Source organism: Rudaeicoccus suwonensis, assembly GCF_007829035.1.
Classification (GTDB): Bacteria; Actinomycetota; Actinomycetes; order Actinomycetales; family Dermatophilaceae; genus Rudaeicoccus; species Rudaeicoccus suwonensis.
The window spans coordinates 268,155-295,080 of record NZ_VIVQ01000003.1 but is presented as its reverse complement, the minus strand read 5'-3'; the positions used below and the strand labels follow the sequence as shown (position 1 = coordinate 295,080).

Genomic DNA, 26,926 nt, shown 5'->3' with positions numbered 1-26,926 from the left:
CCGGGACGATGCAGCCGGTCGGAACAGCCGCCTCCGGGCACCGATCGATCGGCCGGATCGATACCGTGCCGAATCCCGATGAAAGAGGCGCATTCGCGTGTCACCGCAGTCGTCAGACCCACTCGCGACGTTCGGACCCAACGAGTGGCTGGTGGACCAGCTGTACCAGCAGTATCTCGAGGACAAGAACTCCGTGGACAAGGCGTGGTGGAGTTTCTTCGCCGACTTCCACCCGGAGTCCTCCAACGGCAGCGGTGCGACGACCACGACGAAGACGACCGAGGCGCCGGCCGCAACCAACGGCGCCACCACTCCGACTGCGACACCGGCCGCTCCGGCCAAAGAGTCCACTCCCGCACCAGCTGCGGCACCCGCCACCGACAGTACGCACCGTTCCGTCGCCAGCGAGTCGACGAAGTCGTTGCCCGCGACGATCGACCCGAAGTCCGCCGAGCTGTCCAACGGTCGACTCATCTCCCGCGATGCCGGCAGCGGCGCAGCCCCCTCGGTCGAGCCCGCCGAGGACCAAACCATCCCGTTGCGCGGTGTCGCCGCCCGGATCGTCACCAACATGGAAGCCAGCCTCGAGGTGCCGACCGCCACGAGCGTGCGCGCGGTGCCGGCGAAACTGCTCATCGACAACCGCATCGTCATCAACAACCATCTGTCCCGCAGTCGCGGCGGCAAGGTCAGTTTCACCCACATCATCGGTTACGCCATCCTCAAGGCGCTGACCGTCGTCCCCGACATGAACAACTCCCTGATCGAGGACGACAAGGGCAAACCGAGCCTGGTCAAGCCCGGACATGTCAACTTCGGCCTCGCCATCGACCTGCAGAAGGATGACGGCAGCCGCGCTCTGGTCGTGCCGAGCATCAAGGGCGCCGAGGCGATGGATTTCGCGCAGTTCTGGACCGCCTACGAGGAGATGGTCCGTAAGGCGCGCAACAACAAGCTCACCGTCGACGACTACGCAGGCACCACCATCAGCCTGACCAACCCCGGTGGCATCGGCACTGTGCACTCGGTGCCGCGACTGATGAAGGGCGCGGGCGCGATCATCGGCGTCGGTGCGCTCGAGTACCCCGCCGAGTGGCAGGGCGCCAGCAACGACACGCTCAACCGAAACGCCGTCAGCAAGATCCTGACGCTGACCTCGACCTATGACCACCGCATCATCCAAGGTGCCGTGTCCGGCGAGTTCCTGCGCGTGGTCCATCAGTTGCTGCTCGGTGAGAACGGCTTCTACGACGAGATCTTCACGTCCTTGAAGATTCCGTACGAGCCCATCCGCTGGGTGCAGGACATCGATGTCAGCCACGACGACGACATCAACAAGGTCGCCCGTGTGCAAGAGCTCATTCACGCGTACCGCGTGCGCGGCCACCTCATGGCCGACACCGACCCGCTGGAATACAAGCAGCGCCGGCACGCCGACCTCGACGTCACCAACCACGGACTGACGTTGTGGGACCTCGACCGTTCGTTCGCCACCGGCGGCTTCGGGGGTGAGCCCTTCCTCAAGCTGCGCAAGATTCTGGGCATTCTGCGCGACGCCTACTGCCGCTCGATCGGCATCGAGTACATGCACATCCAGGATCCCGAACAACGTGCCTGGGTGCAGTCCAAGGTCGAGCGCGGTTACGAGAAGCAGTCCTCTGCCGAGCAGTTGCGAATCCTGCGACGCCTGAACGCCGCCGAGGCCTTCGAGACCTTCTTGCAGACCAAGTTCGTCGGCCAGAAGCGCTTCTCCCTCGAGGGCGGCGAGTCGGTCATCGCCATGCTCGACCGGCTGCTGTCGGAGGCTGCCAACGACGGCATGGACGAAGTCACGATCGGTATGCCGCACCGTGGTCGCCTCAACGTGCTGGCGAACATCGCCGGCAAGTCGTACGGGCAGATCTTCCGCGAGTTCGAGGGAAAGCAGGACCCGAAGTCCGTGCAGGGCTCGGGTGACGTGAAGTATCACTTGGGCACCGAGGGCGAGTTCACCTCGGACGAGGGCAACACCACCAAGGTCTACCTGGCGGCGAACCCCTCCCACCTCGAGGCCGTCAACCCCGTGCTGGAGGGCATCGCCCGCGCGAAGCAGGACCGCATCAACCTGGCAGGCACCGCCTTCACCGTCCTGCCGATCCTGATGCACGGCGACGCCGCGTTCGCCGGTCAGGGCATCGTGGCCGAGACGCTGAACCTGTCGCAGTTGCGCGGTTACCGCACCGGCGGCACGATCCACATCGTCGTCAACAACCAGGTCGGCTTCACGACGTCGCCGGGCCAGGCACGCAGTTCGACATACAGCACGGATGTCGCGCGGATGATCCAGGCACCGATCTTCCACGTCAACGGCGACGACCCGGAGGCGTGCGTCGGCGTGGCCGCACTGGCCTACGAGTACCGCCAGAAGTTCCACCGCGACGTGGTCATCGACATGGTCTGCTACCGCCGTCGCGGGCACAACGAGGGCGACGACCCCTCGATGACCCAGCCGATGATGTACAAGCTCATCGAGGCCAAGCGCAGCGTCCGCAAGCTCTACACCGAGGCCCTCATCGGCCGCGGCGACATCTCGGTCGAGCAGGCCGAAGCCGCGCTGAAGGACTACCAGGCGCAGCTGGAGCGGGTGTTCGCCGAGACCAAGGCCGCCAAGGCCGAAGTGGCGGCTCCCTCGAGTCCCGACAGCTCGGCCGGCACCGACGCCGAGGGCCACGGCGGTCTGGAGCGCCCGTCGGCGCAGCAGGAGGACGACGAGCGCGCCGACGGCAGCGCGACCGACACCGCCATCAGCGACACCGCGCTGCTCACGATCGGTGACACCTGGGTCAAGCCGCCGGAGGGCTTCACGGTCCACCCGAAGCTGGCCAAGCTGATGGAACGCCGCGCGGCGATGGTGCGCGAAGGCGGAATCGACTGGGCCATGGGCGAACTTGCAGCCATCGGCTCCCTGCTCATGGAGGGCACTCCGGTGCGCCTGGCGGGTCAGGACAGCCGCCGTGGCACCTTCGTGCAACGCCACTCCGTGCTCATCGACCACACCAACGGCAACGAGTGGACCCCGCTGCGGTACCTCTCGGCCGACCAGGCGTGGTTCTGGGTCTACGACTCCCTGCTGTCCGAATACGCGGCCATGGGCTTCGAATACGGCTACTCGGTCGAGCGCCCGGATGCGCTGGTCATGTGGGAGGCCCAGTTCGGTGACTTCGCCGACGGCGCCCAGACGATCATCGACGAGTTCATCAGCTCCTCCGAGCAGAAGTGGGCGCAGCGTTCCTCTGTGGTGCTGCTGCTTCCGCACGGCTACGAGGGCCAGGGCGCCGACCACTCCTCGGCGCGCATCGAGAGATTCCTGCAGTTGTTCGCGGAGGACAACCTGACGATCGCCTACCCCTCGACGCCCGCGTCGTACTTCCACCTGCTGCGTCGGCAGGCGGCCGCCCGCCCGCGCAAGCCGCTGATCGTCTTCACCCCCAAGCAGTTGCTGCGGTTGAAGGCGGCGACCTCCGAGCCGGCCGACTTCACTCAGGGCCGCTTCCGTCCGGTCATGAGCGACCACGCAAAGCCGGCACCCGAGCAGGTCACCCGCGTGCTGCTCGCGTCCTCCCGCGTCGTCTACGACCTCGAGGCCGAGCGTGACAAGCGAGGCGACACCACGACCGCGATCCTGCGTGTCGAGCAGTTGGCGCCGATCCCGGCTCAAGAGCTGGCCCAGGAGCTCGCTGTCTACCCGAACGCCGAGATCGTCTGGGTGCAGGACGAGCCCAAGAACCAAGGTGCATGGCCGTTCATGGCGCTCAACCTGCCCGAACTGCTGTCCGAGCAGGGTGAGCAGCGGCCGTTGCGGGTCGTGTGCCGTCCGGCGGCCGCCGCACCTGCGACCGGCTCGAGCAAGCGTCACCAGGCGCAGAACGCCGATCTGATGGCTCGGGCGTTCGACCGCTGATCCACGGCACGTGGATCGATTCCTGATCCGCTGCCGACTGGTATGACGAGCCGCCCGGCCTGGTGCCGGGCGGTTCGTCGTACCAGCACACCGACCCCCGAAAGAGGTGACCCGATGTATTTCACGGACCGAGGCCTGGAGGAGTTGGCCGCGCGACGCGGTGATGAGGAGGTCAGCTTCCAGTGGCTGGCCGACCAGTTGCAGACCTTCGTCGATCTCAACCCCGACTTCGAGGTGCCGGTGGAGCGACTCGCGACCTGGCTTGCCCGGCTGGACGACGAGGATGAGTGAGAATGACCCACGTGAGTTATTCGCACGACGGCACTGAGCCCGATTTCAACCCGAGCGCCAACTTCCAGGTCGCCGAGGGCGAGCGCCGCGTCGGCGTGTGCTTCGTGGGTGACTCTTACGTCGCCGGTCTGGGTGACCCCAAGGCCCTCGGCTGGGTGTCACGGGTGGTCGCTCGCACGCCACACGCCGGCGTCGACCTCGCGACCTACAACCTCGGAGTCCGCGGTCAGAGTTCGACCGACGTGCTCGGCCGTTGGCAGCGCGAGTGCGAGGTTCGGTGGACGTCCTGCAACGAGCGCCGTCTGGTGGTGTCCTTCGGCCTGAGCGACATCGCACAGGGCATGACGACCGCTCGCTCCCGGCTCAACCTCGCCAACATCCTCGACGACGCCTCGAGTTCGGCGATCGCGACCTTCGTCGTGGGACCTGCGCCCACCATCGACGCCGAGACCAACGAGCGACTGCAGGTGCTGGTCGATGCCCAGGCCGATGTCTGCGCCCGGCGCGGTGTGACCTATGTCGACTGCTTCCGCCCGCTGCTCGGCCACGATCAGTGGCACTCCGATCTGGCCGCCGGCGACGGCATGCACCCGGGCCAGGCGGGCTACGGGCTCATCGCCTGGCTGGTGCTGCATGCCGGCTGGCAGCACTGGTTGCAGCTCGACAACTGAGGATCGGCACCGGGCTGCGGAGGCGTCACCTTACGTCGTCGGTGCCTCACTGCGTCGCCAGGTATGCCGCCAGCCGCTCTTGCCACGGCGCAATTCCGAGAGCCGGGTTCGCCTCTGCCACAAGGCAACTGAACTTCGGCCGCGCCACGACACTCGGAAACTCATCACTGGTGCACGGCTGGATGCGCTGCGGATCCTGACCGGTCAACCGCAACACCTCGCGCGCGAAACCACACCACGTCGTGGAGCCGGACCCGGAGCAATGGTGATAACCACCAGCCGCGCCGGAGGTGACGAGTTCGGCGATGCACAACGCCAGATCCGCAGTCCAGGTCGGCTGCCCGACTTGGTCGTCGACGACCTTCCAGGTGTCGCGCTCACCGGCCAGTCGCAGCATCGTCCGCACGAAGTTGGGGCCGTGGGCGCCATACAGCCAGGCGGTCCGCACCACGAGCGCGTCCGGGTGCGCTGCCCGCACCGCCCACTCCCCCGCGGCCTTGCTGCGCCCGTATGCCGACTGCGGCTGCTGCAGTTCGGCCGGATCGTACGGCTTCGTCGCGGCGCCGTCGAAGACATAGTCGGTGGACACGTGCACCAGGCGGGAACCGGCGTCCCGTGTCGCCACCGCGACGTTGTGCGCCCCGGTCGCGTTCAGGGCGAACGCCTCGGCCTCGTGGGATTCCGCATCGTCGACCGCGGTCCACGCCGCGGCGTTGACGACGACGTCGTGCCCCGAGACAGCTGCGCGTACCTGCCCGACGTCGCGGATGTCGCACTCCGCCGAGCCGACCGCTCGCACCTGTTGCCCGCGCCGCTGCAGCAGATCCACCAGGTCGGTGCCGAGCATGCCGCGGCCACCGATGACCAGCCAGCGCACCTCAGGCCCGCCCACCGATGATCGCCTGGTCGGCGTACTTCGCCTCAGCCGCCGCCTTCTGCGGGCGCCACCATTCCTCGTTGGCGCGATACCACTCGATCGTGGCATGGAGACCGGCCGCGAAGTCGCCGTAGCGCGGTGCCCAGCCGAGTTCGGTGCGGAGCTTGGTGGAGTCGATCGCGTAGCGTCGATCGTGCCCGGCCCGGTCGGTGACGTGGTCGTAGTCGCCCGAGTCGCGACCCATCGCGCACAGCAACTGCTCGACGACGGCCTTGTTGCTCTGCTCACCGTCTGCGCCGATGAGATACGTCTGTCCGATGCCGCCGCGGTCGATGATCGCCCACACTCCGGCGTTGTGGTCATCGACGTGGATCCAGTCGCGGACATTGAGGCCGTCGCCATACAGCTTGGGGCGTCCGCCGTCGAGGATGTTGGTGATCTGCCGCGGGATGAACTTTTCGACGTGCTGGCGTGGGCCGTAGTTGTTGGAGCAGTTGCTGATCGTGGCGCGCACACCGAACGACCGCACCCAGGCCCGCACCAGCAGGTCGCTGCCGGCCTTGGTCGCCGAATAGGGGCTCGACGGGTTGTATGGCGTTGCCTCCGTGAAGCGCGCGGGGTCCTCCAGGTCGAGGTCGCCATACACCTCGTCGGTCGACACATGGTGATAGCGAACGTCGTGCCGACGCACTGCCTCGAGCAGCGTGTACGTGCCGACAAGGTTGGTCTGCACGAAGGGCGCCGGCTCAGCCAGGGAGTTGTCGTTGTGCGTCTCGGCGGCGAAGTGCACCACCACGTCGCTGGCGCCGATCAGCCGGTCGACGAGCGGCGCGTCAGTGATGTCGCCCCGAACGATCTTCACCTGCGGGCCCAGACCTGCCAACGAGGCGGGCTCACCGGCATACGTGAAGGCGTCCAACACCACGATCTCGGCCTCCGGCCGGGTCGCTGCGGTGAGGTGGACGAAGTTGCTACCGATGAAGCCGGCGCCGCCGGTGACCAGGATCCGCACGCCGAAACTGTAACCGGCGGCACGATCCTTGACATACGGCCAGTTCATTACGGGTAGTCTCACCGCTCGTGAAGGGGATCATTCTGGCCGGCGGCTCGGGCACACGACTGCACCCGATCACGCTCGGCATCAGCAAGCAGCTCATGCCGATCTACGACAAACCGATGATCTATTACCCGCTGTCGACACTGCTGATGGCAGACATTCGCGACGTGCTGATCATCACCACCCCGCACGACCACGACCAATTCGTCCGCCTGCTCGGTGACGGCAGCCAGTGGGGCATCGACCTGCAGTACGCCGTTCAGCCGACCCCGGGCGGGCTGGCGCAGGCCTTCCTCATCGGCGCCGACTTCATCGGCCAGGATTCGGTCGCACTCGTGCTGGGCGACAACATCTTCTACGGCGCCGGCCTCGGCACCGCCCTGCGCGGTAACGCCGCGCTGACGGGCGGCCACATCTTCGCCTATCAGATCAGCAACCCGAGCGCTTACGGCGTCGTGGAGTTCGACGCATCCGGCACGGTGCTCTCGATCGAGGAGAAGCCCGAGCACCCTCGGTCGAAGTTCGCCGTGCCAGGTCTCTACTTCTATGACAACGACGTGGTCCAGATCGCGAGGGACTTGCAGCCCAGCGCGCGTGGCGAGCTCGAGATCACCGGTGTCAACGAGGCCTACCTGCGGCGCGGCGACCTGCGCGTGACGACACTGCCGCGCGGTACGGCATGGTTCGACACCGGCACCTTCGAGGGCCTCATGGGTGCGGCGCAGTTCGTCCAGGTCATCGAGGAGCGCCAGGGTTACAAGATCGGCTGCGTCGAGGAGATCGCCTGGCGCAACGGGTGGCTGACCGACGACGGCATGGCGCAGCACGCAGCTGCGTTGGCCAAGAGCGGGTACGGCGAGTATCTGCGACAACTGATGGAGGACCGCAGCTGATGCAGATCGACCCCCTCGGCATCACCGGCGCCTTCGTGATCACGCCACGTCAATTCCCTGACGACAGAGGCGTTTTCATGGAAGGGTTCCGCGGCGACAAGCTGGCGGAGCACGTCGGTCACCGCCTCGACGTGATGCAGACAAACGTCTCGGTGTCCTGCAAGGGCGCGGTGCGCGGCATCCACTACGCCGATGTCCCGCCGAGCCAGGCGAAGTACGTCACCGCGGTCAGTGGCGCCTTCATCGACTACGTCGTCGACATTCGGGTCGGTTCACCGACCTTCGGCACGTGGGAGTCGGTGCGGCTGGACACCGAGTCCCGCCGCGCCGTGTATCTCTCCGAGGGCCTGGGCCACTGCCTGGTCAGCCTGCTGGACGACTCGTGCGCGATGTACCTGTGCTCGACGGCATACAACCCGTCACGCGAACACGGCATCAGCCCGTTGGACCCGGACCTCGCACTGACCTTCCCGGCTGGATTGGAGCCGGTGCTGTCGCCGAAGGACACGGCCGCCCCGACTCTGCAGCAGGCACGAGACGACGGCGATCTGCCGCTGTATGACGACTGCGTCGCGTTCATGGCCACCCTGCGCTATTAGCATCAAATACTGATAAAGACCTGAAAATCTTCCCTTATTTTCCAGCGAGAATGGGCGCCGAAGTGCGACGATAGCCGCCGACACGTTCTCACTGGGAAGGAACCCGCGTGCCGTCGCGCTTACCTCCACTCGTCATCGGCGCCGTCAGCAGCGCCGTGCTGCTGTCCGGGTGCGGTGCGACCTCACTGGGCCTCGGCGCGGCCGACGACACGTCCGGCCCCGGCGCAAGCATCTCCAAGCGACTCGCTGCCTTGGTCCCGGCCACCGTCCGGTCCAAGGGGACACTCACCATCGCCACCGATGCGTCATACGAGCCGAACGAGTTCCTGGCCCCGGATGGTCAGACCGTCATCGGCATGGACGTCGACCTGCTGCGCACCGCGCTACAGAAGCTCGGCCTGAAGGCCGACTTCGTCAATGCGAAGTTCGACAGCATCATCACCGGTGTCGTCGGCGGGAAGTATGACCTGGCGACGTCGTCGTTCACCGTGACCGCCGACCGGGAGAAGCAGGTCACGATGGTGAGCTACTTCTCGGCCGGCACCCAATGGGTGACTGCCAAGGGAAATCCCAAGGGGGTCAACCCGCTTCAGCCGTGCGGCCTGTCGGTCGGGGTGCAGACCGGCACGACCCAGGCGGACGAGATCGCCGCCATCAACAAGGACCAGTGCAGATCTCACCCGGTCAAGGCGGTCGTGGAGGACCTGCAGTCCAAGGTCACGACAGACCTGCTGGCCGGCAAGATCGACGCGATGGCCGCCGACTCCCCCGTCGCGCTGTACGCCGTGAAGAAGACCGGCACCAAGCTGCAGGCCGTCGGCAAGATCACGGGTGCTGCGCCATACGGCATCGTCCTGCCCAAGGCACAGACGGACTTCGGCAACGCCATCGCCCAGGCCTTCGCGGCCATGGTCAGCGACGGCAGCTATGACAAGACCCTCGCCAAGTGGGGCCAGGAGAGCGGCGCGGTGGACATGTTCGCAGTGGACCCGGCGGTGGCCTCATGAGCGCCGCGACGACCGAGGAGACTCTGACAGGCGGCGAGGAGCGACCCGGCCGGATCCACGCCCACGGCGTACGGCACCCTTGGCAATGGGTCGCGATGGTCGTCATCGCCGTGCTCATGGCCATGCTGGTGAACTCCTTCGTCACCAACGACAAGTGGGACTGGGCGTTCGTCTACCGGGTCATGGACTACCGGCCGGTGCTCGAGGGGCTGGTCAAGGGCACCATCGTGTGCACCATCGGTTCGATGGTCCTCGGTGTGGTCCTGGGTGTGCTGCTCGCAGTGATGCGGCTGTCGTCGAATCCAGTGCTGCGCGGGGTGGCCTTCGTCTATACGTGGTTCTTCCGCGCTGTGCCGCGCTACGTGCTGCTGGTGATCTTCGGCGTCGGCCTGCTCTACCTCTACCCGCAGCTGCAGTTCGGAGTGCCGTTCAGCAAGGAGCTCGGCAACTTCGTCGGGCTGTCGGACGGTATGACGTTCGCGACTCTCGACGTCAGAACGATCTCCAGCGGCATCATCGTCGGCATCCTGGGCCTGGGCCTGTCGGAAGCGGCATACATGGCGGAGATCGCCCGGGCCGGGCTGCTGTCGGTCGACAAGGGCCAGGACGAGGCGGCCTGCGCGCTCGGCATGAGCCGCGGCACGGCGATGCGCCGCATCATCCTGCCGCAGGCGATGCGCGTCATCGTCCCGCCGACCGGCAACGAGACCATCGCGATGGTCAAGGACACGTCGCTGCTGTCGGCAGTGCCGGTCACGACCGAACTGTTCTTCCAGGCCAACGCGGTCGCCAATTCGACCTACAAGGTGATGCCCGCCCTGGTGGCCGCGCTGCTCTGGTATCTCATCGTGTGCTCGGTGCTGATGGTCGGCCAGAGCTATCTGGAGCGCTATTTCGGACGTGGCTTCGGCGCCACCGGCCCGGACAAGAGCATGCGCGCGAGATTCGCGTCGCTGCGCAGCGGCGGAGGTGGCATGTGATGGCCGGAACAAACGCGCTCGTCCGAGCGATCAACGTTTCCAAGGCCTTTCACGGCAACGAGGTGCTTCGGGGTATCGACCTCGACGTCACGACCGGCGAAGTCGTCTGCTTGCTGGGCCCGAGCGGCTCAGGCAAGACGACCTTTCTGCGGCGCATCAATCAGTTGGAGACCATCGACGGCGGCCGCATCTTCGTCGACGGTGAACTGCTCGGCCTCACCCAGCGGGCCGGCCGGCTGCACCGCCTGTCGGACAAGCAGATCGCGGCCCAGCGGGCTGAGATCGGCATGGTCTTCCAGCGCTTCAACCTGTTTCCGCACATGACCGCTCTGCGCAACGTCATGGAGGCCCCGGTGCAGGTCAAGGGTGTCAAGAAAGCCGATGCCGAGAGCACCGCTCGCGAGCTGTTGGAGCGGGTGGGCCTGGGCGATCGCTGCGACCACTACCCGGCCCAGTTGTCCGGTGGGCAGCAGCAGCGGGTCGCGATCGCCCGGGCGTTGGCGATGAAGCCCAAGCTGATGCTCTTCGACGAGCCGACCTCCGCGCTCGACCCGGAGCTGGTCGGCGAGGTGCTCGACGTGATGCGCGAACTCGCCGACGAGGGTATGACGATGATCGTGGTCACCCACGAGGTCGAGTTCGCCCGGGAGGTCGCCGACACGGTCGTCTTCATGGACGCAGGGGTTGTCGTCGAGACCGGCGCCTGTGCCGAGGTGATCGACAACCCGCAGCATCAACGGACCCGCACCTTCCTGCGACGCATCCTCGCCAACGCCGAGCGTTCAGCTGCGGAGGGGTCGGAGGAGGCGAGCTAGTCTGACGTTCCATGAGATTGGGCCTCGCCGTCGTGCGGGGCCGGTCCATGGAACCGACATACGTCGACGGAGATCGTCTGCTGGTGCTGTATGACGTCGCTCCTCGCGTCGGTCACACGCACGTGGTGCGACTGCCGGACGCTTCCGACGGCCCGCGACCGGTCGCGGTCAAACGGATCACCCGGCCGGACGGCGACGGCTGGTGGGTGGAACGCGACAACCCCGACGAGGGCGTCGACTCCTGGCTGGTTGGCGCGATCCCGGGCAGCGACGTCCTGGGGCGGGTGCTGGTCCGCATCGGCTGGCCGCTTTCGCGGCCGCCGCGGCAACTGACCGACACGCAGCCTCCCGTTGTGCGTCCGCGCCACCGCGAGTGACACCCCGCGCCCTTGGCTCTCGCGAGTGGCGCGCACGAGCCCAAAACCCACCGCCAGTGGCGCGCACGAGCCCCGAATCACGCGATGTGGGGCGCTCTCGTGACACTCGCGTGCCGTGAGAGCCACAACGTGCCACTCGCCCACACCAAGACCACCCCTCCACCCCGCAGCAACCCGAGTGGTGCGCACAAGCCCTTCGCCCACCCCAGTGGCGCGCACGAGCCCAAACCCACCGCCAGTGGCGCGCACGAGCCCCGAATCACGCGATGTGGGGCGCTCTCGTGACACTCGCGTGCCGTGAGAGCCACAACGTGCCACTCGCCCACACCAAGACCACCCCTCCACCTCGCAGCAACCCGAGTGGTGCGCACGAGCCCAAAACCCACCGCCAGTGGCACGCCAGCGCCCAAAACCCACCGCCAGTGGCGCGCACGAGCCCCGAATCACGCGATGTGGGGCGCTCTCGTGACACTCGCGTGCCGTGAGAGCCACAACGTGCCACTCGCCCACACCAAGACCACCCCTCCACCCCGCAGCAACCCGAATGGTGCGCACGAGCCCTTCGCCCACCCCAGTGGCGCGCACGAGCCCCGAATCACGCGATGTGGGGCGCTCTCGTGACACTCGCGTGCCGTGAGAGCCGCAACGTGCCACTCGTGCGGCACGAAGGCCATCCCCGCACAACTCGTGCCCGTCCCGCGCCACTCGCCTACCACCATTGCGCGCGCCATCTACCGTCCGCGCGTGGCCACAACGAGAAGCGCGCGAGTGGCGCGCACGAGCCCTTCGCCCACCCCAGTGGCGCGCACGAGCCCAAACCCACCGCCAGTGGCGCGCACGAGCCCCGGATCGGACTCTGTGGGGGCATGTCGTGACACTCGGGACCATCGCCGGGTCACGACGTGCCACTCGCCCGCATGAAGACCGCCCCTCCACCCCACAGTCACCCGAGTGGTACGCACGAGCCCTTCGCCCACCCCAGTCGCGCGCACGAGCCCAGCGTTGCAGCGCGAGTGCGACAGGTTCGCATGTGCGCCGGGCGCCTGCGGGAACCGCCGCACAAACAGGTAGGTTCGAACCCGTGGGTTGCCGCCCTGGAGTTCCGCCCGACAGGCCGCTTGATCTCAAGTGCACTTCAGGTGACAGGCTCACCGTCATACCGCCGACGAACCACTGAAAGGACCCGCACATGCTTCGCCGTCTCTTCGCCCCCACCATCGAGGTCAGCGCACACTGCGACCTGCCCTGTGGCGTCTACGACCCCGCCCAGGCCCGCATCGAGGCCGAGTCCGTCAAGGCCATCATCGTCAAGGCCAACGACAAGCCCGACGACCTGGACTTCAAGATGCGCGCCACGGTCATCAAGGAGCAGCGCTCCGAGCTGGTCAAGCACCACCTGTGGGTGCTGTGGACCGACTACTTCAAGCCCCCGCACTTTGAGAAGTACCCGCAGCTGCACACCCTGGTCAACGAGGCCACCAAGCTGGCCGGCGCCGGCGGGACCAAGGCGTCCTGGGATGTCGCGACCGCGGACGAGCTGCTGGCCAAGATCGAGGAGATCTCCACGATCTTCTGGGAGACCAAGAAGGCCTGAGGCAGTCAGTCTCGACACGGTGGGGCGGGTGTGCGCACAGCACATCCGCCCCACCTTTTCGTTGCCGCTGAGGTGAGCGGGGCGCCTCAGGAGTGCGGCGCGATCTGGAAGAAATCGAGCGGCGCAGTATGACGTGATGTGCGTCACACGCGGGTAATCTGCAGGTTCAGCCGGTCGTTTCGATCGGCGCCCTACCCGATACCCGTCACTCCTGTCACCCTGAGGCGTCCGCATGGCATTCGACAATCCTGACAAGGCCCCACCGGCCAACACCGGCCTGCTGATCGCCGCCGGCATCCTGCTGGTCATTCCGATGGCCGCGCTCGTCCCGGTCGGGCTCTACTCCAAGATCGACCCCAAGCTCGGCGCGTTTCCTTTCTTCGTGTGGTACCAGATGCTGTGGGTCTTCCTGTGCGCCGGATGCACCAGCCTCGCCTACGTCATCGTCAAGAAGGCGCGCCCGCACGTGGCACTGCCTGCGGAGCCTGAGGGCCGGCACTCGGCCGATCATGGCGTCGCGGTTGCCGAGAAGACCGCATCGCCTGACCCGGCCGATGCGACCGATCTGGGGAAGGACGGCGACCGGTCATGACGACTGCGACACCGGCCCTTGCCGCTCTCGCCGGGAAGGCGAACCCATCGCATCCGAACGACGGCGTCCACGTCGTCGCCCTGAGCATCCTGATCATCGTCTTCGTCGTGGTCGCCGTGATGGGCTTCCTCGCCTCCCGCTGGCGCCGCACAACCTCGATGGACTCCCTGGATGAATGGGGCCTCGGCGGGCGCAGCTTCGGCACCTGGATCACGTGGTTCCTGCTCGGCGGAGACCTCTACACGGCATACACGTTCGTTGCTGTGCCGGCCGCGATGTTCGCCACGGGCGCGGTCGCCGGCTTCTTTGCGGTGCCGTACACGATCGTGGCCTACCCGATCATCTTCTTCTTCATGTCACGGCTGTGGTCTGTGAGCCATCGGCACGGGTACGTCACCAGCGCCGACTTCGTGCGCGGTCGCTACGGCTCGAGGAGTCTGTCGCTGGCCATCGCGATCACCGGATTCGTGGCCACGATGCCGTACATCGCCTTGCAGCTGGTCGGCATACAGGCCGTGCTCGAGGTGGCCGGCATCGGTGGCGGCTCCAACTGGCTGGCCAAGGATGCACCGCTGTTCGTGGCCTTCCTGGTGCTGGCCGCCTACACCTACACCAGCGGCCTGCGAGCGCCGGCGGTCATCGCATTCGTCAAGGACATCCTGATCTACCTGGTGATCATCGTCGCGGTGATCTACCTGCCCTCGAAGGTCGGCGGCTGGGACCACATCTTCCACGCCACCCAGGAGAAGATGGCCACCAAGAATCCCAAGACCGGCAAACCGACCGGGTCACTGTTGGTGCCTCACTCGTCACAGTGGGCCTACGTGACGCTGGCCTTCGGATCGGCGATGGCGTTGTTCATGTATCCGCACTCGATCACCGCCGTGCTGTCGTCGAAGTCGCGCGGCACGATCCGCAAGAATGCCGCGATCTTGCCGGCATACTCCTTCGTCCTGGCGCTGCTCGCGCTGCTGGGTTGGGTCGCCATCGCGGCAGGCACCAAGCCGATCGGCTCGGACGGCAAGCCGAACCCGCAACTGGTGGTGCCGCAGCTGTTCGCCGACCAGTTCCCCAGCTGGTTCGCCGGGCTGGCCTTCGCCGCCATCGCGATCGGTGCTCTGGTGCCGGCCGCGATCATGTCGATCGCCGCCGCCAACACCTTCACCCGGAACATCTACAAGGAGTGGCTCAAGCCGGACGCAACGGTCGCTCAGGAGGCAAAGGTCTCCAAGCTGGTCTCGCTGGTGGTCAAGGTGTTCGCGCTTGGTTTCGTGCTGACGATGGACAAGCAGAACGCCATCAACCTGCAGTTGCTGGGCGGCATCTGGATCCTGCAGACCTTCCCGGCGATCGTCATCGGGCTGTACACCCGCTGGCTGCACCGCTGGGCGCTGCTTGCCGGCTGGGCCGTCGCAATGGTCTACGGCACCTACAAGGCGTATGGCGTTTCGTCGCCTGCCACCAAGCACTTCGGTGGATCCAACGCGGTGATCCCGATCATCGGCAAGCTCGGCTACATCGCGCTGACCGCAGTCGTGATCAACGTGGTCATCGCAGTGGTGCTGACGGCGCTGCTACGCGCGGTCAAGGTGCCGGCGGGGGCCGACGAGACCGTCGCCATCGACTACTTCGTCGACGAGGACGACCCACGGGCGCAGCGCTACGACCCGAACCCATTCGACGAGGAGTCGATCGCCGCCGACAGCGTCGGTCGACACAAGGCGTCACCCGCCTGAGCGCAGGCGGCTGAAACCGCGCTGTATGACGCTGCGCCCCTGTCGATGTCATGTATCGGCAGGGGCGCAGCGTCATACCTGTCGGAGGAAGGTCATGCAGCCTCAAGGCTCCGAATCGGCACGAGGACTCACGCGTCGGCAGTGACCCGAGCCAGCAGATCGAGCACGGTCGGGTCGTACTCGTATCCGAGGCCCAGTGTCAGACGCTCGATGGCGACATCACGCAACGCCGGATCGCCACCGGTGAGATCCTCGAAGGCATTGCAAACCTTGATGATCCGGCTCGCGATCGGCACATCTTCACCGCGCTCGCGCACGTTGCGATACTGCGTGGCCTGCGCCTGCATGATGTCCGCCACGCCGTCGAGGACCTCGGTGCGCCGCACGATGTTGGTGCCTTCCTCGGCGATGCTGCGCTGATCCGACGGTGCCACGTCGATCGTCGATCCGCCGGGGATCGGCGAGGCGAGCGAGACCTGGCCGATGTCGTGCAGGAGGGCGGCATCTTCGAGTTCGGCGAGTTCCTTGTCGCCCAAGTGCAAGAGTCGGCCGATCTTCTTGCTGAGCGCTGCTACTCGCGCGGCGTGACCACTCGGGGTGTAACCCGCGACATCCGTGAGCATCGACAGCGCAGCAATTGTCTGCCTGCGGGTGTCGATGACTGCGGTCTGCTGACGCATCGCGAACCGCAGCAGCACCAAAGGTGCCGCCATCAGGGGGATGGCCAGCACTCCCAGGGGTGCGAGTCCCAGCGCAATGGCCGTCGCCGTCGACGCGACGGCCACCGACAGTGCGCCCTGCAACGGGGCGACCTCTCTGAGCGCGGTCAACAACGGCCGCCCGTCGCGATACACCTCCACTGACGCCACCACGAGTACCCCACCGGCGATCAGTGCCGCCGCCGCCATTGCGGCAGCCGTTCGCCAGCGCTCGTCGCCCCAGACGGCATACCGATCGAGAGCGCTGTGCCCATGGAAGACCCGCAGTTGTCGGTACAGCAACGCCGCGACGGCGATGGCGATAAGGCACCCGCCGACAGAGGACAACCCCGTCGGCCGTCCCGTGGTGATTCGGAGGAGCAGCCAGCCGGCCAACAGGCCCACAGCAGCAGTCACGATGATCAGTGGGGTGCCGTCCTTCATCATGTGACCCCCCGGAAGCCCGCTCGACAGGGCCAGGCCGAGTCCGATGGCCGAGGCCACCGGCGAAGTCATGCCGTCGGCGACGAGACGAACCTGCAGTGGCGAGGTGGCCGCGATCGCGATCGCGAAACAAGCGAGCACCATCGCATCGAGGGTGCTCGGCAACGAGCCGCGAATGCAGAGCGAACAGACCGCGACTGCGAGGACAGCCGCACCGGCAGTCGTGACGATGGCGCCGGACGCACTCACCCGGAGCAGAAGGTGTTTCACCGTAGCGCGCTGCCGAAGGCGATCAGGTCGGAGGTTTCGGGCAGGTCGTGGTCCCAGCCTGCATGCCCTGCCGTCGCGTCGGCCGTGTCGTCGACGGCATGCAGCTGGCTCAACCGCGCCGTCACCGTCGGGGCATTGCGGACGATGGCGTCCACGCACCGTGGATCGAATTGGCTGCCCGCTCGGGCGCGGAGAATGGTCAGGATCTCGTCGGTGGATCGGCGGGCCTCACCCGCCCGATCGCTGCTCAATGCGCAGTAGGCGTCGGCGACAGCGATGATCCGGGCGAGGATCGGTATCTCCTCGCCTGCCAAACCTGACGGAAAGCCGTGGCCGTCCCACCGTTCGTGGTGGTGGCGGATCGCCGTTGTCGAGTCGGCGAGGAAGTCGATCGACCGCACCATCTCGACTCCGCGTTGTGGATGACGCCGGATCCGATCGATGTCGCCGGGTCGTAGCTGCGACAGATCACGACCGCGTTCCTCCTCGACCGGCGCAATCATGCCCAGATCATGCAGGAGCGCCGCGAAGTGCAGCGCATCAGCCTCCTTGGGCGAGAGTCTGAAGTCGGCGCCGATCACGTCACAGACTGCGGCCGCCTGCACGCTACGACCGCGCATCACCGGGTCTCGCGTCTCTACGGCGGCCACCAAACCCTCGACAGTCCGCTGATGCGCCTGCGCCTCCGCACTCTGCTGCGCGTACGCCCATTGAGCGAGAATCAACGGCACAAGCATGAAGATCATTGTGATCGGACCAAGATCCACAACCTGCCAGAGAACAGCAATCAGAAATCCCACCAGTGCGTAGCCGAGGTAGATACGCCACATGTCCCGAACCATTCGACGGAAAGGAGCACGCCATGATTGTGGTGATGTGGCGGAGATGATCAGTGAGACGCCGGATATGTTCAAGAAGAAATGAGCGACAATCGCGATCTCCAGCGGAATGAAGCAATGTACCCACAGAATTTCCGGACTCAAATGCTGGTCGAGTGGCGTGTGGCCGCCGCACTGGATGTAGACAACCGCACTTATCGCCGAGACAAGACTCAGCAGACTGGTGTTGAAGACTCGGACGACCAAGGGCGCCTTTGTCCAGGCAAACAAAAATGGCAGGCCCCCGACGCATACTGCGCCGAGCGGACCTGCCATCGGGATCGCTGCTGCGACCAAGATCGATGTAAGCGAAACACTCGAGTCGCCGCGTACCTGAAACCTGCCAATCTCGCCGACAGCAGCGAGAACAGCGAGCAGGAGAATCCCACTCCACTCACGGTCTACTGCGGAAACCGATCCACATCCGAGTAGAACCAGCACACACGATGCGGAGAATACGATTGAAAGCAACCACGGTGACCCCGAGGGAGATGCGACGCGATGTGTGATTCGCGCAATCAGACCCTTATCCGTGGGTTGGCTCAGGTGGGGCTCCATCCGATGTTCAGGGTCGTGATTCCGCCTTGCGCGGAAGTGGCAAGTGCGTACATTGCCGCGGTTGCTGCGTCCATGAGCGAGTTTCCTTCCGGAGCCTCTCGATCGAGAGGTACTTCTGCGTGTCGTCTGTAGACCATTCCTGCGGGCGGACCCCGATCCGCACGGCTAACCTGTGAATCATCCCATGCCACGCGCCACAGTCTCTACCTCGCGGTAGGAGACCAGCCGAAATTTGACCAACTCTTTAACCGGGTGAGGCTGTGAGAGGATGGAGCGGTTCGTCTCGCGCCGGCGACGGCGTCCAAGACCGCATCACATCGCACGAGGAGATCACCATGAGCAAGCGCGCACGCAAGCGCCGCTCGCGCAAGGGCAAGGCCGCAAACCACGGCCGCAAGCCCAACGCCTGAGCAAGAACCAATGACCAGCGGCCCGCCTCCCCCAGGGAGACGGGCCGCTGGTCTCGCCAGACGCAGGCGTGTCGCTCAACCTTCGCCGTAGACCGTCGTGGTCACGCGCACCGTGGTGATGCGCGCAAGTATCTGGGTGCGCAGTTGGTCGGGTGCCTGCTCGCACTGGCAGGACCGGCGGATCAAGGCCTTCAGCAGCGCGTCCCGTTGGTACTCGTCCAGGCACGGAGGGCAATCATCGAGGTGCGCCTTCAGAGCCGCGCACCCCTCGGCATCGAGCTCACCGTCGAGGTACTCGTACAGATGAGACAGGTAGTCGTTGCATTCGTCGCTCATCAGGACTGCGCTCCTTCCCGGATGAACCCACGCTCGAGGGCGTAGTCGGTCAGCAGTTCACGAAGCTGGCGGCGGCCGCGGTGCAGACGGGACATGACCGTGCCGATCGGCGTGTCCATGATCTCGGCGATCTCCTTGTAGGAGAAACCCTCGACATCAGCCAGATAAACCGCCATCCGGAAGTCTTCCGGAACCTCCTGAAGGGCACGCTTCACATCGCTGTCGGGAAGGTGATCCAACGCTTCGGTCTCGGCCGACCGCAGCCCGCCGGATGTGTGCGCCTCGGCACGGGCCAGTTGGTAGTCCTCGATCTCCGCGGCGTCGGACTGCAACGGCTGCCGCTGCTTCTTGCGGTAGCTGTTGATGTAGGTGTTGGTGAGGATGCGGTACAGCCACGCCTTCAAATTGGTGGCGGGCTTGTACTGATGGAACGCAGCGAAGGCCTTGGCGAAGGTCTCCTGGACAAGATCCTCGGCATCCGCCGGATTGCGCGTCGTGCGTAGGGCCGCGCTGTAAAGCTGGTCCAGGTAGGGCATCGCGTCGCGCTCGAACCGCGCGACCCGCTCGGCCTCCGTTTCGGCTGCGACGTCGAGGTCGGGGTCCTCGACACTCGCCACATCGGGCTGTCCCTGGTCTTGAGTCGTCATCGAGGTCAAGCCTAGTCCTCCATTGGTATGGCGAGTCTTCTGTCGAACGGGTGACGGACTCGAGCCCGCTGGTTCACAGAGCGCCGAAGCGGCATACAACACGGGTGAGACTCCTCACATCCCAGCTGATGACAGACGCCCATGCCAACGACGGCAAGGCCTGCCGCATTCCCCGCGCCCACCGGGAGTTCACCGGAATTTCGAAAACTGGTCACACGTCCAGTAAATCCAGGATACGATCCTTGACATGTGGATAGCAGTCGTCGCAATCGGGGTGCTTTACGCGATATCGGTGACCTTCCTCATCGGTATGTTCGGCCGGATGCTGTGGCGGGATCGCAGCAACCAGGCCCTCGGATCGATGTGGTCGACGACGACCACCTCGACGCGAACCACCACGCTTGCCCTGCCGAGCCCGTCTCTGGCGAGCGCGGACGAGACGGCCGCGGCCTGAGTCAGCCGCGGCACCCGGCCGTTACAGCTCCCGCAGCGCCGGCACCACGTCTGCGCTGAACTGCTGCAAGAACCTGCGCTGGTCCTGACCCGGGCCGTGCACCACCAGGTGCGTGAACCCGAGATCGACATACGGGCGGACTTGGTCGACCACTGTCTGTGCATCCGACGCCACGATCCAGCGTGAGGCGATCTGCTCGATGGGAAGCTCGTCCGCCGCGCGCTCCATCTCGATCGGGTCGTGCAGGCTGTGCTTCTGCTCGGCGGTGAGCGCCAGCGGCGCCCAGAATCTCGTGTTCTCCAGTGCCTGCTCGGGGTCGCGGTCGTAGGAAATCTTGACCTCGAGCAACTGCTCCACGTCGCCCGGCGAACGCTTGCCCAACGTCTCGCCTTCGTGCATCGCCGGCACCAGTTCATCGGCATACAGACTCATGCCCTTGCCCGAGGTGACGATCATGCCGTCACCCATCCGGCCGGCATACTTCGCCACGGTCGGGCCGCCGGCCGCGACGTACACCGGGATCGGCTCATCGGGGCGGTCATAGATGGTCGCGTCGGAGGTGCGGTAGTAATCGCCTTCGAAGGTGACGCGCTCCTTGGTCCACAGTTGCCGCATCAACCGCACCGACTCACGCAGCCGGGCGAAGCGCTCCTTGAAGTCCGGCCAGCCCTGCTGCCCGACGGCGATCTCGTTGAGCGCCTCACCGGAGCCGACGCCCAGGATGACCCGACCCGGATACAGGCAGCCGAGCGTCGCGAAGGTCTGCGCGAGCACGGCCGGGTTGTAGCGGAAGCTCGGCGTCAGCACCGAGGTGCCCAGCGCGATCCGCTCGGTGCGCGCGCCTGCTGCGGCCAGCCAGGTCAGTGCGTGGGGTGCATGGCCGCCGTCATGACGCCACGGCTGGAAGTGGTCGGAGGCGAATGCACTGTCGAGCCCGCATCGTTCCGCCTCCACCGCCAGATCGACGAGTTCGCGAGGACCGAACTGCTCGGCCGATGCCTTGTATCCGATACGAAGCGTCATGTACCTGACGTTACCCGCCAATCGTCGACAGCCATGCGCTCGCGGCGTCGAACGCATCCTCGGGGTGCGCCGCGAAGCTGTGGTCGCCGCGCACACTGCGCACCTCGACGCCGTCGCCCAGCGCGGCCCGCACCTCCTCCGGTCGCCCGAACGGATCGCGACCGCCCTGTATGACGCACAGCGGCATGCCGCTGTCGAGAACCAGCGCGGCCTCGTGTGCGCGGGATTTTTCCGGAGAACCTGGCGGGTGCAACGGGAAGGACAGCGCCAGGACCGCATCCGCGACAACAGTTGCCGCCGTGCGACAGGCAACCCGCGCCCCCGCCGAGCGCCCGCCCACGACCAGGGGGCGCGGTAACGCCCATCGCCCGTTCGTCAGCGCCTCAACCACCGGAACCCACGCAGCGTCAAGTGTTTTCGGTGGAGTGGCGATCCTGCGACCGGCAACACGCCAGGGCTGCTCGACGCGTACGTAGCACCATCCGTCGGCCACGAGCCGGCGCAGCGACACCAGGTCAGGGGCATCGACTCCACCGCCCGCGCCGTGGCCCAGGATCACCGTGCCCTTGGCCGTGAGCGCCCGCTCGACGTGTGCCCGCGCCATACCTGCCGGTGTCGCGATCTCACGGACGCGGAGCGTCACCCGATCACCTCGCCGGTCATCGGGTCGACCACGCCGACCAGGTCTTCAGCCGGAGCCGGGCGCAGCAGATCGGGACCGTTGTTGCGCCCTGAACCCACTGCCGCGCCGACCGGCCACGCCTCGAAGCGACCGCGCGGCGCCGACTCGAGCATCGCCCGGACTGGGCCGGGGTCGACCAGAGCAGGATCCAGCCAGCGCGACCAATCGCCTCGATCGAGCACGAGCGGCTGCCGATCGTGGATGCGGTCGAGGCCGGGTTCGGCCGCGGTCGTCACGATCGAGTAGCTCGCGACCCAGGCGCCCGGATCGCCCTCCGGCAGCGAACGGTCCCGCCAGAACTCGTAGACCCCGGCGAACGCAGCGATCTGACCGTCCGCGCGTCGCACGAAGAACGGCTGCTTGCGCGGCCGTCCCTTGGTGTCGACTGCGGTGGGGCTCACCTGCCATTCGTACCAACCGTCCGCGGGCACGAGGCACCTTCGCGCGAGCGCCGCCCGGGCGAAGGCGCCCTTGTCGAGCAGGGTCTCGGCGCGCGCGTTGATCATCCGCAGACCGACCTTGGTGTCCTTGGCCCACGAGGGCACCAGGCCCCAGGTCAGCAGGCGTAACTGCCGCGCGGGTGGTGCGTCCGCTGTCGCGCGGGTCAGCACGACCGGCGCCTGTTTGGTCGGTGCCATGTTCCAGTCCGGCGCTCCAGCGGGCGGATCCTGCGGGTTGACCAGGATCGAGCGGGTGGTTTCGTCAGTGCGGTCCTGGTCGATCTCGAAGTCATCGACCAGGTCGTCGGGCGCGAAGCTCGCGGCATACCGGCCACACATGCCACTCAGCGTAGTGAGGCCCTGGGACGAGACCGGTCCTCGTCGCGACACACCAGGAGAGCGCCGTCGGCGCGGCCGCGAAATGTCACTGGTTGCCGGAAGCAGTTTCGCTATCCGACCAGGATCGACACTTCGCACCGAACCGCGGTGGCACAGCAGGCGAACGGAAACGCTCGGTGTCCCTTTGCCTCGCTACCGTAGTCACCGATGAGTTCCGAACATCCGCATCCCAGCCATGACTGGCCCGCACCCACGGCGGTCGCCCCGATCGAGGCGACCGTGACCGTCCCGGGCAGCAAGTCGTTGACCAACCGCTACCTGGTGCTTGCCGCCCTCGCCGATGACACGTCGCGTCTGACCCGGCCGCTGCGCTCACGTGACACCACGCTCATGTGCTCGGCGCTGCAATCGCTCGGCACCACGATCACGACCAGCGACGACGACACGGAGTGGATCGTCGAGCCGGCGCCGTTGCAGGGTCCCGCACAGATCGACTGCGGCTTGGCCGGCACCGTGATGCGTTTCCTGCCTCCGGTGGCCGCGCTCGCCGAGGGCACCGTGTCCTTCGACGGTGACGAAGGCGCCCGGCGGCGACCGATGGCACCCGTACTGCAGGCATTGCGCACGATCGGGGTCGACGTCGACGGAGACGGCCTGCCCTTCCGGCTGACCGGAGCCGGCCGGGTGGCCGGCGGAAATGTGCACCTCGACGCGTCCGGCTCGTCGCAGTTCGTCAGTGCGCTGCTGCTCGCTGGAGCGCGCTATGACGACGGCATCACCGTCATACACGACGGAAAGCAGGTGCCCTCGTTGCCGCACATCGCGATGACCGTCGAGGTGCTGCGCGACGCCGGGGTGCTCGTCGACGACTCCGACGTCAACCGGTGGCGGGTCGAGCCCTCGCCGATCAGGTCACTCGAGGTCGACGTCGAGCCGGATCTGTCGAATGCCGCGGCATTCCTGGCTGCCGCGGTCGTCACCGGCGGTCGGGTGACCGTTCCGGGCTGGCCGTCGGCGACCTCGCAAGCCGGTGACAAGTTGCGCGAGATCCTGGGCGTGTTCGGCGCCGAGGTCACCCTCGACCGGCACGGCCTCACGGTGGTCGGCCCGGAGCGGATCACCGCCGTCGACCTCGACCTGCACGAAGCCAGCGAACTCACGCCTGTCGTGGCCGCGATCGCCGCCTTCGCCGACGGACCGTCATACTTTCGCGGGGTCGCACACATCCGCGGTCACGAGACCGACCGGCTGGCTGCCCTGGCGACCGAGCTCAACCGTCTCGGCGGCGACGTCACCGAGACGCCGGACGGTCTGATCATCCGGCCGCAGCGGATGCACGGCGATGTCTTTCGCACGTATGCCGACCACCGGATGGTCATGACTGCGGCGGTCATCGGCCTGCGCGTCGCCGGTGTGGCCGTCCAGGACGCCGGCACCGTCGCCAAGACGCTGCCGGAGTTCACCACGTTGTGGGCCCGGATGATCGGCGCCTGAGCGGTGCCTCAACCCAGCCGCCGGTATGACGAGAGCGACGTGCGCGTGCGGCCCAGCCGCAAGGGCAGCCGTCCCCGCACGAAAGACCGCCCCGCCCACGCCGATGCCGAGATCGGCATGGTCGTCGGCGTCGACCGCGGCCGGTGGACCTGCCTGCTCGACGGCCACGAGGTCACCGCAATGCGAGCCAGGGAACTCGGCCGCACCAGCACCGTCGTCGGTGACCGCGTCGCCCTGGTGGGAGACACCTCCGGGGATCCGGGCACACTGGCGCGGATCGTGCGCGTCGAACCCCGCTCCAGCGTGCTGCGGCGAACCGCTGACGACACCGATCCTTACGAGCGCGTCATCGTCGCCAACGCCGACCAACTGGCCATCGTCACGGCGCTCGCCGACCCCGAGCCTCGTCCCCGCATGGTCGACCGCTGCCTGGTCGCGGCATACGACGCGGGCATGGAGCCTCTGCTCGTCCTCACCAAGGCCGATCTGGTGTCGCCGGAGGGTTTCCTGGCCAACTACGACGGGCTCGACATACCGCACTGTGTGGTGTCACGCACCGCACAGGGAACGCTCGACGGTGCCGCGGTCGAGCTCGTCCGGGCGCGGCTGCACGATCAGGTGACGGTCTTCGTCGGGCACTCGGGCGTGGGCAAGTCGACGCTGGTGAACGCCCTTGTGCCGGGTGTGGACCGGGCGACCGGCGTCGTCAACGCCGTGACCGGCCGCGGGCGGCACACCTCGACGTCGGCGATCGCTTTGGCATTGCCCGACGGCGGCTGGGTCATCGACACCCCGGGCGTGCGGTCTTTCGGGTTGGCGCACGTCGACCCCGATCGCATCATCACGTACTTCCCCGAACTCGCCGGTGGCACCGACGACTGCCCCCGAGGCTGCAGTCACGACGAGCCGGACTGCGGTCTCGACGCCTGGGTCGCCGCCGGAAACGCCGGCCCGGTCGGTGTGGCCAGGTTGGCGTCGCTGCGCAGGCTGCTGCGGTCCCGCGCCGGCGAGGCCGGCGACGGTCCGGATCGAGGCTGACGCCGATGCCCTCCGCCATACCGAGCGCTCTCAGCCGTCAGGTGATGACCTTCGCGGAGGTCAAACCGGCACCCGGCCGCTGGAAGTTCGCGCTGCACGCCACGGCGATCACGGCAGTCGCCGTCGCCCTGATCAGCCTCATCCTCGGACCCGCACTGGCGCTGGTCGGCCTGCTGGGCGCCTTCCTCGGAGTCGTCGCCAGCAACCGCCCGATCCGCAACCGGCTGGTCATCCTCAGCGCGATGGATGCCACCTACATCGTCGGCACGGCGCTCGGCACGCTCGTCGGCGAGAGCCCGGTGTTGTTGACCATGCTGCTGTGCACCATCGCCGTGATCACCGTGCTGGGTTACAACACACTGGTGGGCGAGCCACCCGGCGCAATGTTCCTGATCATCGGCCCGGCGATCGCGACGTATCTGCCCTCGGTCGGTATGGCGCGCGGCTCGATCATCGCGGTCGCCGCCATCGGCTGCATCGGAGCCTCGGCCGCTTCACTGCTGCTGCAGTTGCTCACGCCGCGTCAGGCCGAGCAGGACGCCATGGACGGCGCGCGCCAGGCCGTCACCGAATACCTCGACACGGACGTCGAGACCACCCCGCTGTCGCGGCGCGCAGCCTTGCGGGACAACGCCTACGCCAATGTCTTTGCAGCGTCGATGATTCTGGAGGACGCCGTCGGCCGGGAGCCGCGACTGCACCGCTGGCGACAGATGAACTCCGAACTGCGCCGACTGCACGTCGCCATCGTCGAGCGCATCGTGCGGATCCACCTGCTTGGCAGCACCGTCGCCGTCTCAGGCATGGAGCAGCGTCGTTACCTCGGGCGACCTGATGCGACATACCTGGTCAGATGGGGTCTGTCGACGGCCTCGCTGCCGTGGCTTGCCGCGCGGCGTATCGGGGCCGCCGTGCTGCTCACCTGCGTGGTGTCCTACGGATTTCACATCGGCCATCCGTACTGGTCGGTGATGACCGCGGCGCTGATCATGTCGATGCAGGCCGATCGACTGTCCCTGACCCACCGTGCGCTGCACCGGTTGGCCGGAACGGTCGTCGGCATCGGGGTGTTCGCCGCCGTGCACTCGCTGCACCTGAGCGGGATCATCGTCGTGTTGATCACGCTGGTGCTGGTGTTCTTCATCCAGTTGCTGGCCGTGCGCAACTACGCCATCGCTGTCATCTTCGTCACACCCATGGCGCTTCTGATCAGCACCGCCAGCAGTCCCTACAAGCCGATCGGCACGATCGTCGGCCAGCGTTTTCTGGAGACCCTGATCGGCGCGGCGGCCTCGTTGCTGGTGATCTGGATCATGGGCCGCCGCACGCCGATCGCCTTGGTGCGTCGACAGTTCCGCCGGACGCTGCGCTCGCTGGAACGACTGCTGCTCCTGCTCAGCGACGGTCAGCAGTCGACCGACAGCGGGTACGCCGCGCGCCGCGATCTGGCCTTCGAGAAGCTGCAGTGCGGCCGGATCCTGCAGATCGCACAGAGCGATCTGCCTGGCGAGTTGGCCGATGGGGATGAACTCGAGACGGCTTTGAACGAACTGACGTATGTCGTGCTGGCGGCGTGCTGGACGACCGATCCGGTGACAGCTCTCGACGCGCATGCGATGGCGCAACGACTCCAGCGTCTGCTGGCACATCTCCCTCCGGTAGGCACGACGCCGGTCGACGCGACCGGCATCGCCGATGCACTGCGCGTGCTGCTGCGGGTCGGGAAGCGTCTGAACATCGAGTGAATTAACCAACCGGTCTTCCCGTTCGGGTTGCCGACACGCCG

Annotated in this window: 26 protein-coding genes; 17 read left to right on the top strand and 9 right to left on the bottom strand. The window is 66.6% G+C overall.

What is annotated here, in order from left to right; all coding sequences use genetic code 11:
* Positions 1-151 precede the first annotated feature (151 nt).
* From BKA23_RS15635 to BKA23_RS15630, 3 genes are all read left to right on the top strand, one after another.
* Positions 152-3,940, top strand: a complete 3,789-nt coding sequence (locus BKA23_RS15635; RefSeq protein ID WP_246104695.1) for a multifunctional oxoglutarate decarboxylase/oxoglutarate dehydrogenase thiamine pyrophosphate-binding subunit/dihydrolipoyllysine-residue succinyltransferase subunit — start codon at positions 152-154, stop codon at positions 3,938-3,940.
* Positions 3,941-4,054: 114 nt separating this feature from the next.
* A complete protein-coding gene (locus BKA23_RS17730; RefSeq protein WP_170226617.1) occupies positions 4,055-4,231 on the top strand; it encodes a DUF6104 family protein in 177 nt (58 codons plus the stop codon).
* Between the two features lie 2 nt (positions 4,232-4,233).
* Positions 4,234-4,902, top strand: coding sequence for a GDSL-type esterase/lipase family protein (locus BKA23_RS15630; RefSeq protein WP_170226615.1), 669 nt, complete (start codon positions 4,234-4,236; stop codon positions 4,900-4,902).
* Positions 4,903-4,948: 46 nt separating this feature from the next.
* Here BKA23_RS15630 and rfbD read toward each other — a convergent pair whose 3' ends face one another.
* Together rfbD and rfbB are read right to left on the bottom strand one after the other, a co-directional pair.
* Positions 4,949-5,794 (bottom strand): dTDP-4-dehydrorhamnose reductase, encoded by an 846-nt coding sequence (gene rfbD, locus BKA23_RS15625; RefSeq protein ID WP_246104694.1) that lies wholly within the window; start codon positions 5,792-5,794, stop codon positions 4,949-4,951.
* Complete coding sequence (gene rfbB / locus BKA23_RS15620) at positions 5,781-6,791, bottom strand: dTDP-glucose 4,6-dehydratase (RefSeq protein ID WP_145230230.1); 1,011 nt, start codon at positions 6,789-6,791, stop codon at positions 5,781-5,783. Before rfbB ends, rfbD begins: the two co-directional genes overlap by 14 nt.
* Before the next feature lie 68 nt (positions 6,792-6,859).
* Between rfbB and rfbA the strand changes: the two genes are divergently transcribed.
* The 9 genes from rfbA (at position 6,860) to mctP (ending at position 15,429) form a co-directional block, all read left to right on the top strand.
* Entirely contained in the window at positions 6,860-7,729 is an 870-nt protein-coding gene (gene rfbA / locus BKA23_RS15615) for a glucose-1-phosphate thymidylyltransferase RfbA (protein ID WP_145230141.1), read from the top strand.
* Positions 7,729-8,328, top strand: a complete 600-nt coding sequence (locus tag BKA23_RS15610) for a dTDP-4-dehydrorhamnose 3,5-epimerase family protein (RefSeq protein ID WP_145230139.1) — start codon at positions 7,729-7,731, stop codon at positions 8,326-8,328. The genes rfbA and BKA23_RS15610 overlap by 1 nt, the downstream gene beginning before the upstream one ends.
* Positions 8,329-8,435: 107 nt before the next feature.
* Positions 8,436-9,335, top strand: a complete 900-nt coding sequence (locus BKA23_RS15605; RefSeq protein WP_145230137.1) for an ABC transporter substrate-binding protein — start codon at positions 8,436-8,438, stop codon at positions 9,333-9,335.
* Positions 9,332-10,315, top strand: a complete 984-nt coding sequence (locus BKA23_RS15600; protein ID WP_145230135.1) for an amino acid ABC transporter permease — start codon at positions 9,332-9,334, stop codon at positions 10,313-10,315. The genes BKA23_RS15605 and BKA23_RS15600 overlap by 4 nt, the downstream gene beginning before the upstream one ends.
* Positions 10,315-11,130: an amino acid ABC transporter ATP-binding protein gene (locus BKA23_RS15595; protein ID WP_145230133.1), complete on the top strand. Its 816-nt coding sequence runs from the start codon at positions 10,315-10,317 to the stop codon at positions 11,128-11,130. The genes BKA23_RS15600 and BKA23_RS15595 overlap by 1 nt, the downstream gene beginning before the upstream one ends.
* Positions 11,131-11,141: 11 nt before the next feature.
* The gene (locus BKA23_RS15590; protein ID WP_145230131.1) at positions 11,142-11,507 is read left to right on the top strand and encodes a S24 family peptidase; all 366 of its coding nucleotides are present in this window, start codon (positions 11,142-11,144) and stop codon (positions 11,505-11,507) included.
* Positions 11,508-12,696: 1,189 nt separating this feature from the next.
* The gene (gene sodN, locus BKA23_RS15585; protein WP_145230129.1) at positions 12,697-13,101 is read left to right on the top strand and encodes a superoxide dismutase, Ni; all 405 of its coding nucleotides are present in this window, start codon (positions 12,697-12,699) and stop codon (positions 13,099-13,101) included.
* A gap of 232 nt (positions 13,102-13,333) precedes the next feature.
* On the top strand, positions 13,334-13,693 hold the full coding sequence (locus BKA23_RS15580) for a DUF3311 domain-containing protein (protein ID WP_145230127.1): 360 nt from the start codon (positions 13,334-13,336) through the stop codon (positions 13,691-13,693).
* Positions 13,690-15,429, top strand: a complete 1,740-nt coding sequence (gene mctP, locus BKA23_RS15575; protein WP_145230125.1) for a monocarboxylate uptake permease MctP — start codon at positions 13,690-13,692, stop codon at positions 15,427-15,429. The genes BKA23_RS15580 and mctP overlap by 4 nt, the downstream gene beginning before the upstream one ends.
* A gap of 128 nt (positions 15,430-15,557) precedes the next feature.
* On the opposite strand, the gene BKA23_RS15570 is transcribed toward mctP, so the two are convergent.
* Positions 15,558-16,841 (bottom strand): HD-GYP domain-containing protein, encoded by a 1,284-nt coding sequence (locus BKA23_RS15570; protein ID WP_145230123.1) that lies wholly within the window; start codon positions 16,839-16,841, stop codon positions 15,558-15,560.
* Positions 16,838-17,995: an HD-GYP domain-containing protein gene (locus BKA23_RS15565; RefSeq protein ID WP_170226613.1), complete on the bottom strand. Its 1,158-nt coding sequence runs from the start codon at positions 17,993-17,995 to the stop codon at positions 16,838-16,840. The genes BKA23_RS15570 and BKA23_RS15565 overlap by 4 nt, the downstream gene beginning before the upstream one ends.
* 617 nt (positions 17,996-18,612) lie before the next feature.
* Between BKA23_RS15565 and BKA23_RS18270 the strand changes: the two genes are divergently transcribed.
* Positions 18,613-18,687 (top strand): 50S ribosomal protein bL37, encoded by a 75-nt coding sequence (locus BKA23_RS18270; RefSeq protein ID WP_370670760.1) that lies wholly within the window; start codon positions 18,613-18,615, stop codon positions 18,685-18,687.
* 75 nt (positions 18,688-18,762) lie between these two features.
* Here BKA23_RS18270 and rsrA read toward each other — a convergent pair whose 3' ends face one another.
* Together rsrA and BKA23_RS15555 are read right to left on the bottom strand one after the other, a co-directional pair.
* Positions 18,763-19,023, bottom strand: a complete 261-nt coding sequence (rsrA, locus tag BKA23_RS15560) for a mycothiol system anti-sigma-R factor (protein ID WP_145230119.1) — start codon at positions 19,021-19,023, stop codon at positions 18,763-18,765.
* Positions 19,023-19,679: a sigma-70 family RNA polymerase sigma factor gene (locus BKA23_RS15555; protein ID WP_281287575.1), complete on the bottom strand. Its 657-nt coding sequence runs from the start codon at positions 19,677-19,679 to the stop codon at positions 19,023-19,025. The genes rsrA and BKA23_RS15555 overlap by 1 nt, the downstream gene beginning before the upstream one ends.
* A 238-nt stretch (positions 19,680-19,917) precedes the next feature.
* On the opposite strand from BKA23_RS15555, the gene BKA23_RS15550 reads away from it, so the two are divergent.
* Positions 19,918-20,124, top strand: coding sequence for a hypothetical protein (locus tag BKA23_RS15550; RefSeq protein WP_145230115.1), 207 nt, complete (start codon positions 19,918-19,920; stop codon positions 20,122-20,124).
* A gap of 21 nt (positions 20,125-20,145) precedes the next feature.
* On the opposite strand, the gene fgd is transcribed toward BKA23_RS15550, so the two are convergent.
* From fgd to BKA23_RS15535, 3 genes are read right to left on the bottom strand one after another with little or no spacing between them, the layout of a single operon-like run.
* A complete protein-coding gene (fgd, locus tag BKA23_RS15545; RefSeq protein ID WP_145230113.1) occupies positions 20,146-21,147 on the bottom strand; it encodes a glucose-6-phosphate dehydrogenase (coenzyme-F420) in 1,002 nt (333 codons plus the stop codon).
* A 10-nt stretch (positions 21,148-21,157) separates the two neighbouring features.
* Positions 21,158-21,790 carry an alpha/beta hydrolase family protein gene (locus tag BKA23_RS15540; RefSeq protein WP_246104693.1) on the bottom strand — a complete coding sequence of 211 codons (633 nt, stop codon included), beginning with the start codon at positions 21,788-21,790 and terminating at the stop codon, positions 21,158-21,160.
* Positions 21,787-22,608 carry an SOS response-associated peptidase gene (locus BKA23_RS15535; RefSeq protein WP_145230111.1) on the bottom strand — a complete coding sequence of 274 codons (822 nt, stop codon included), beginning with the start codon at positions 22,606-22,608 and terminating at the stop codon, positions 21,787-21,789. Before BKA23_RS15535 ends, BKA23_RS15540 begins: the two co-directional genes overlap by 4 nt.
* 207 nt (positions 22,609-22,815) lie before the next feature.
* On the opposite strand from BKA23_RS15535, the gene aroA reads away from it, so the two are divergent.
* From aroA to BKA23_RS15520, 3 genes are read left to right on the top strand one after another with little or no spacing between them, the layout of a single operon-like run.
* Positions 22,816-24,102 (top strand): 3-phosphoshikimate 1-carboxyvinyltransferase, encoded by a 1,287-nt coding sequence (gene aroA, locus BKA23_RS15530; RefSeq protein ID WP_145230109.1) that lies wholly within the window; start codon positions 22,816-22,818, stop codon positions 24,100-24,102.
* Between the two features lie 3 nt (positions 24,103-24,105).
* Positions 24,106-25,140: a ribosome small subunit-dependent GTPase A gene (rsgA, locus tag BKA23_RS15525; protein ID WP_211841753.1), complete on the top strand. Its 1,035-nt coding sequence runs from the start codon at positions 24,106-24,108 to the stop codon at positions 25,138-25,140.
* A 5-nt stretch (positions 25,141-25,145) separates the two neighbouring features.
* Positions 25,146-26,885, top strand: coding sequence for an FUSC family protein (locus BKA23_RS15520; RefSeq protein ID WP_145230107.1), 1,740 nt, complete (start codon positions 25,146-25,148; stop codon positions 26,883-26,885).
* The last annotated feature ends 41 nt before the right edge of the window (positions 26,886-26,926 follow it).

Coding starts and splice junctions, on each gene's coding strand:
- BKA23_RS17730 (WP_170226617.1), top strand. CDS start 4,055: ATGTATTTCACGGACCGAGGCCTGGAGGAGTTGGCCGCGCGACGCGGT.
- BKA23_RS15630 (WP_170226615.1), top strand. CDS start 4,234: ATGACCCACGTGAGTTATTCGCACGACGGCACTGAGCCCGATTTCAAC.
- BKA23_RS15610 (WP_145230139.1), top strand. CDS start 7,729: ATGCAGATCGACCCCCTCGGCATCACCGGCGCCTTCGTGATCACGCCA.
- BKA23_RS15600 (WP_145230135.1), top strand. CDS start 9,332: ATGAGCGCCGCGACGACCGAGGAGACTCTGACAGGCGGCGAGGAGCGA.
- BKA23_RS15595 (WP_145230133.1), top strand. CDS start 10,315: ATGGCCGGAACAAACGCGCTCGTCCGAGCGATCAACGTTTCCAAGGCC.
- BKA23_RS15590 (WP_145230131.1), top strand. CDS start 11,142: ATGAGATTGGGCCTCGCCGTCGTGCGGGGCCGGTCCATGGAACCGACA.
- sodN (WP_145230129.1), top strand. CDS start 12,697: ATGCTTCGCCGTCTCTTCGCCCCCACCATCGAGGTCAGCGCACACTGC.
- BKA23_RS15580 (WP_145230127.1), top strand. CDS start 13,334: ATGGCATTCGACAATCCTGACAAGGCCCCACCGGCCAACACCGGCCTG.
- mctP (WP_145230125.1), top strand. CDS start 13,690: ATGACGACTGCGACACCGGCCCTTGCCGCTCTCGCCGGGAAGGCGAAC.
- BKA23_RS15565 (WP_170226613.1), bottom strand. CDS start 17,995: ATGGCAGGTCCGCTCGGCGCAGTATGCGTCGGGGGCCTGCCATTTTTG.
- rsrA (WP_145230119.1), bottom strand. CDS start 19,023: ATGAGCGACGAATGCAACGACTACCTGTCTCATCTGTACGAGTACCTC.
- BKA23_RS15550 (WP_145230115.1), top strand. CDS start 19,918: ATGTGGATAGCAGTCGTCGCAATCGGGGTGCTTTACGCGATATCGGTG.
- fgd (WP_145230113.1), bottom strand. CDS start 21,147: ATGACGCTTCGTATCGGATACAAGGCATCGGCCGAGCAGTTCGGTCCT.
- BKA23_RS15535 (WP_145230111.1), bottom strand. CDS start 22,608: ATGTGTGGCCGGTATGCCGCGAGCTTCGCGCCCGACGACCTGGTCGAT.
- aroA (WP_145230109.1), top strand. CDS start 22,816: ATGAGTTCCGAACATCCGCATCCCAGCCATGACTGGCCCGCACCCACG.
- BKA23_RS15520 (WP_145230107.1), top strand. CDS start 25,146: ATGCCCTCCGCCATACCGAGCGCTCTCAGCCGTCAGGTGATGACCTTC.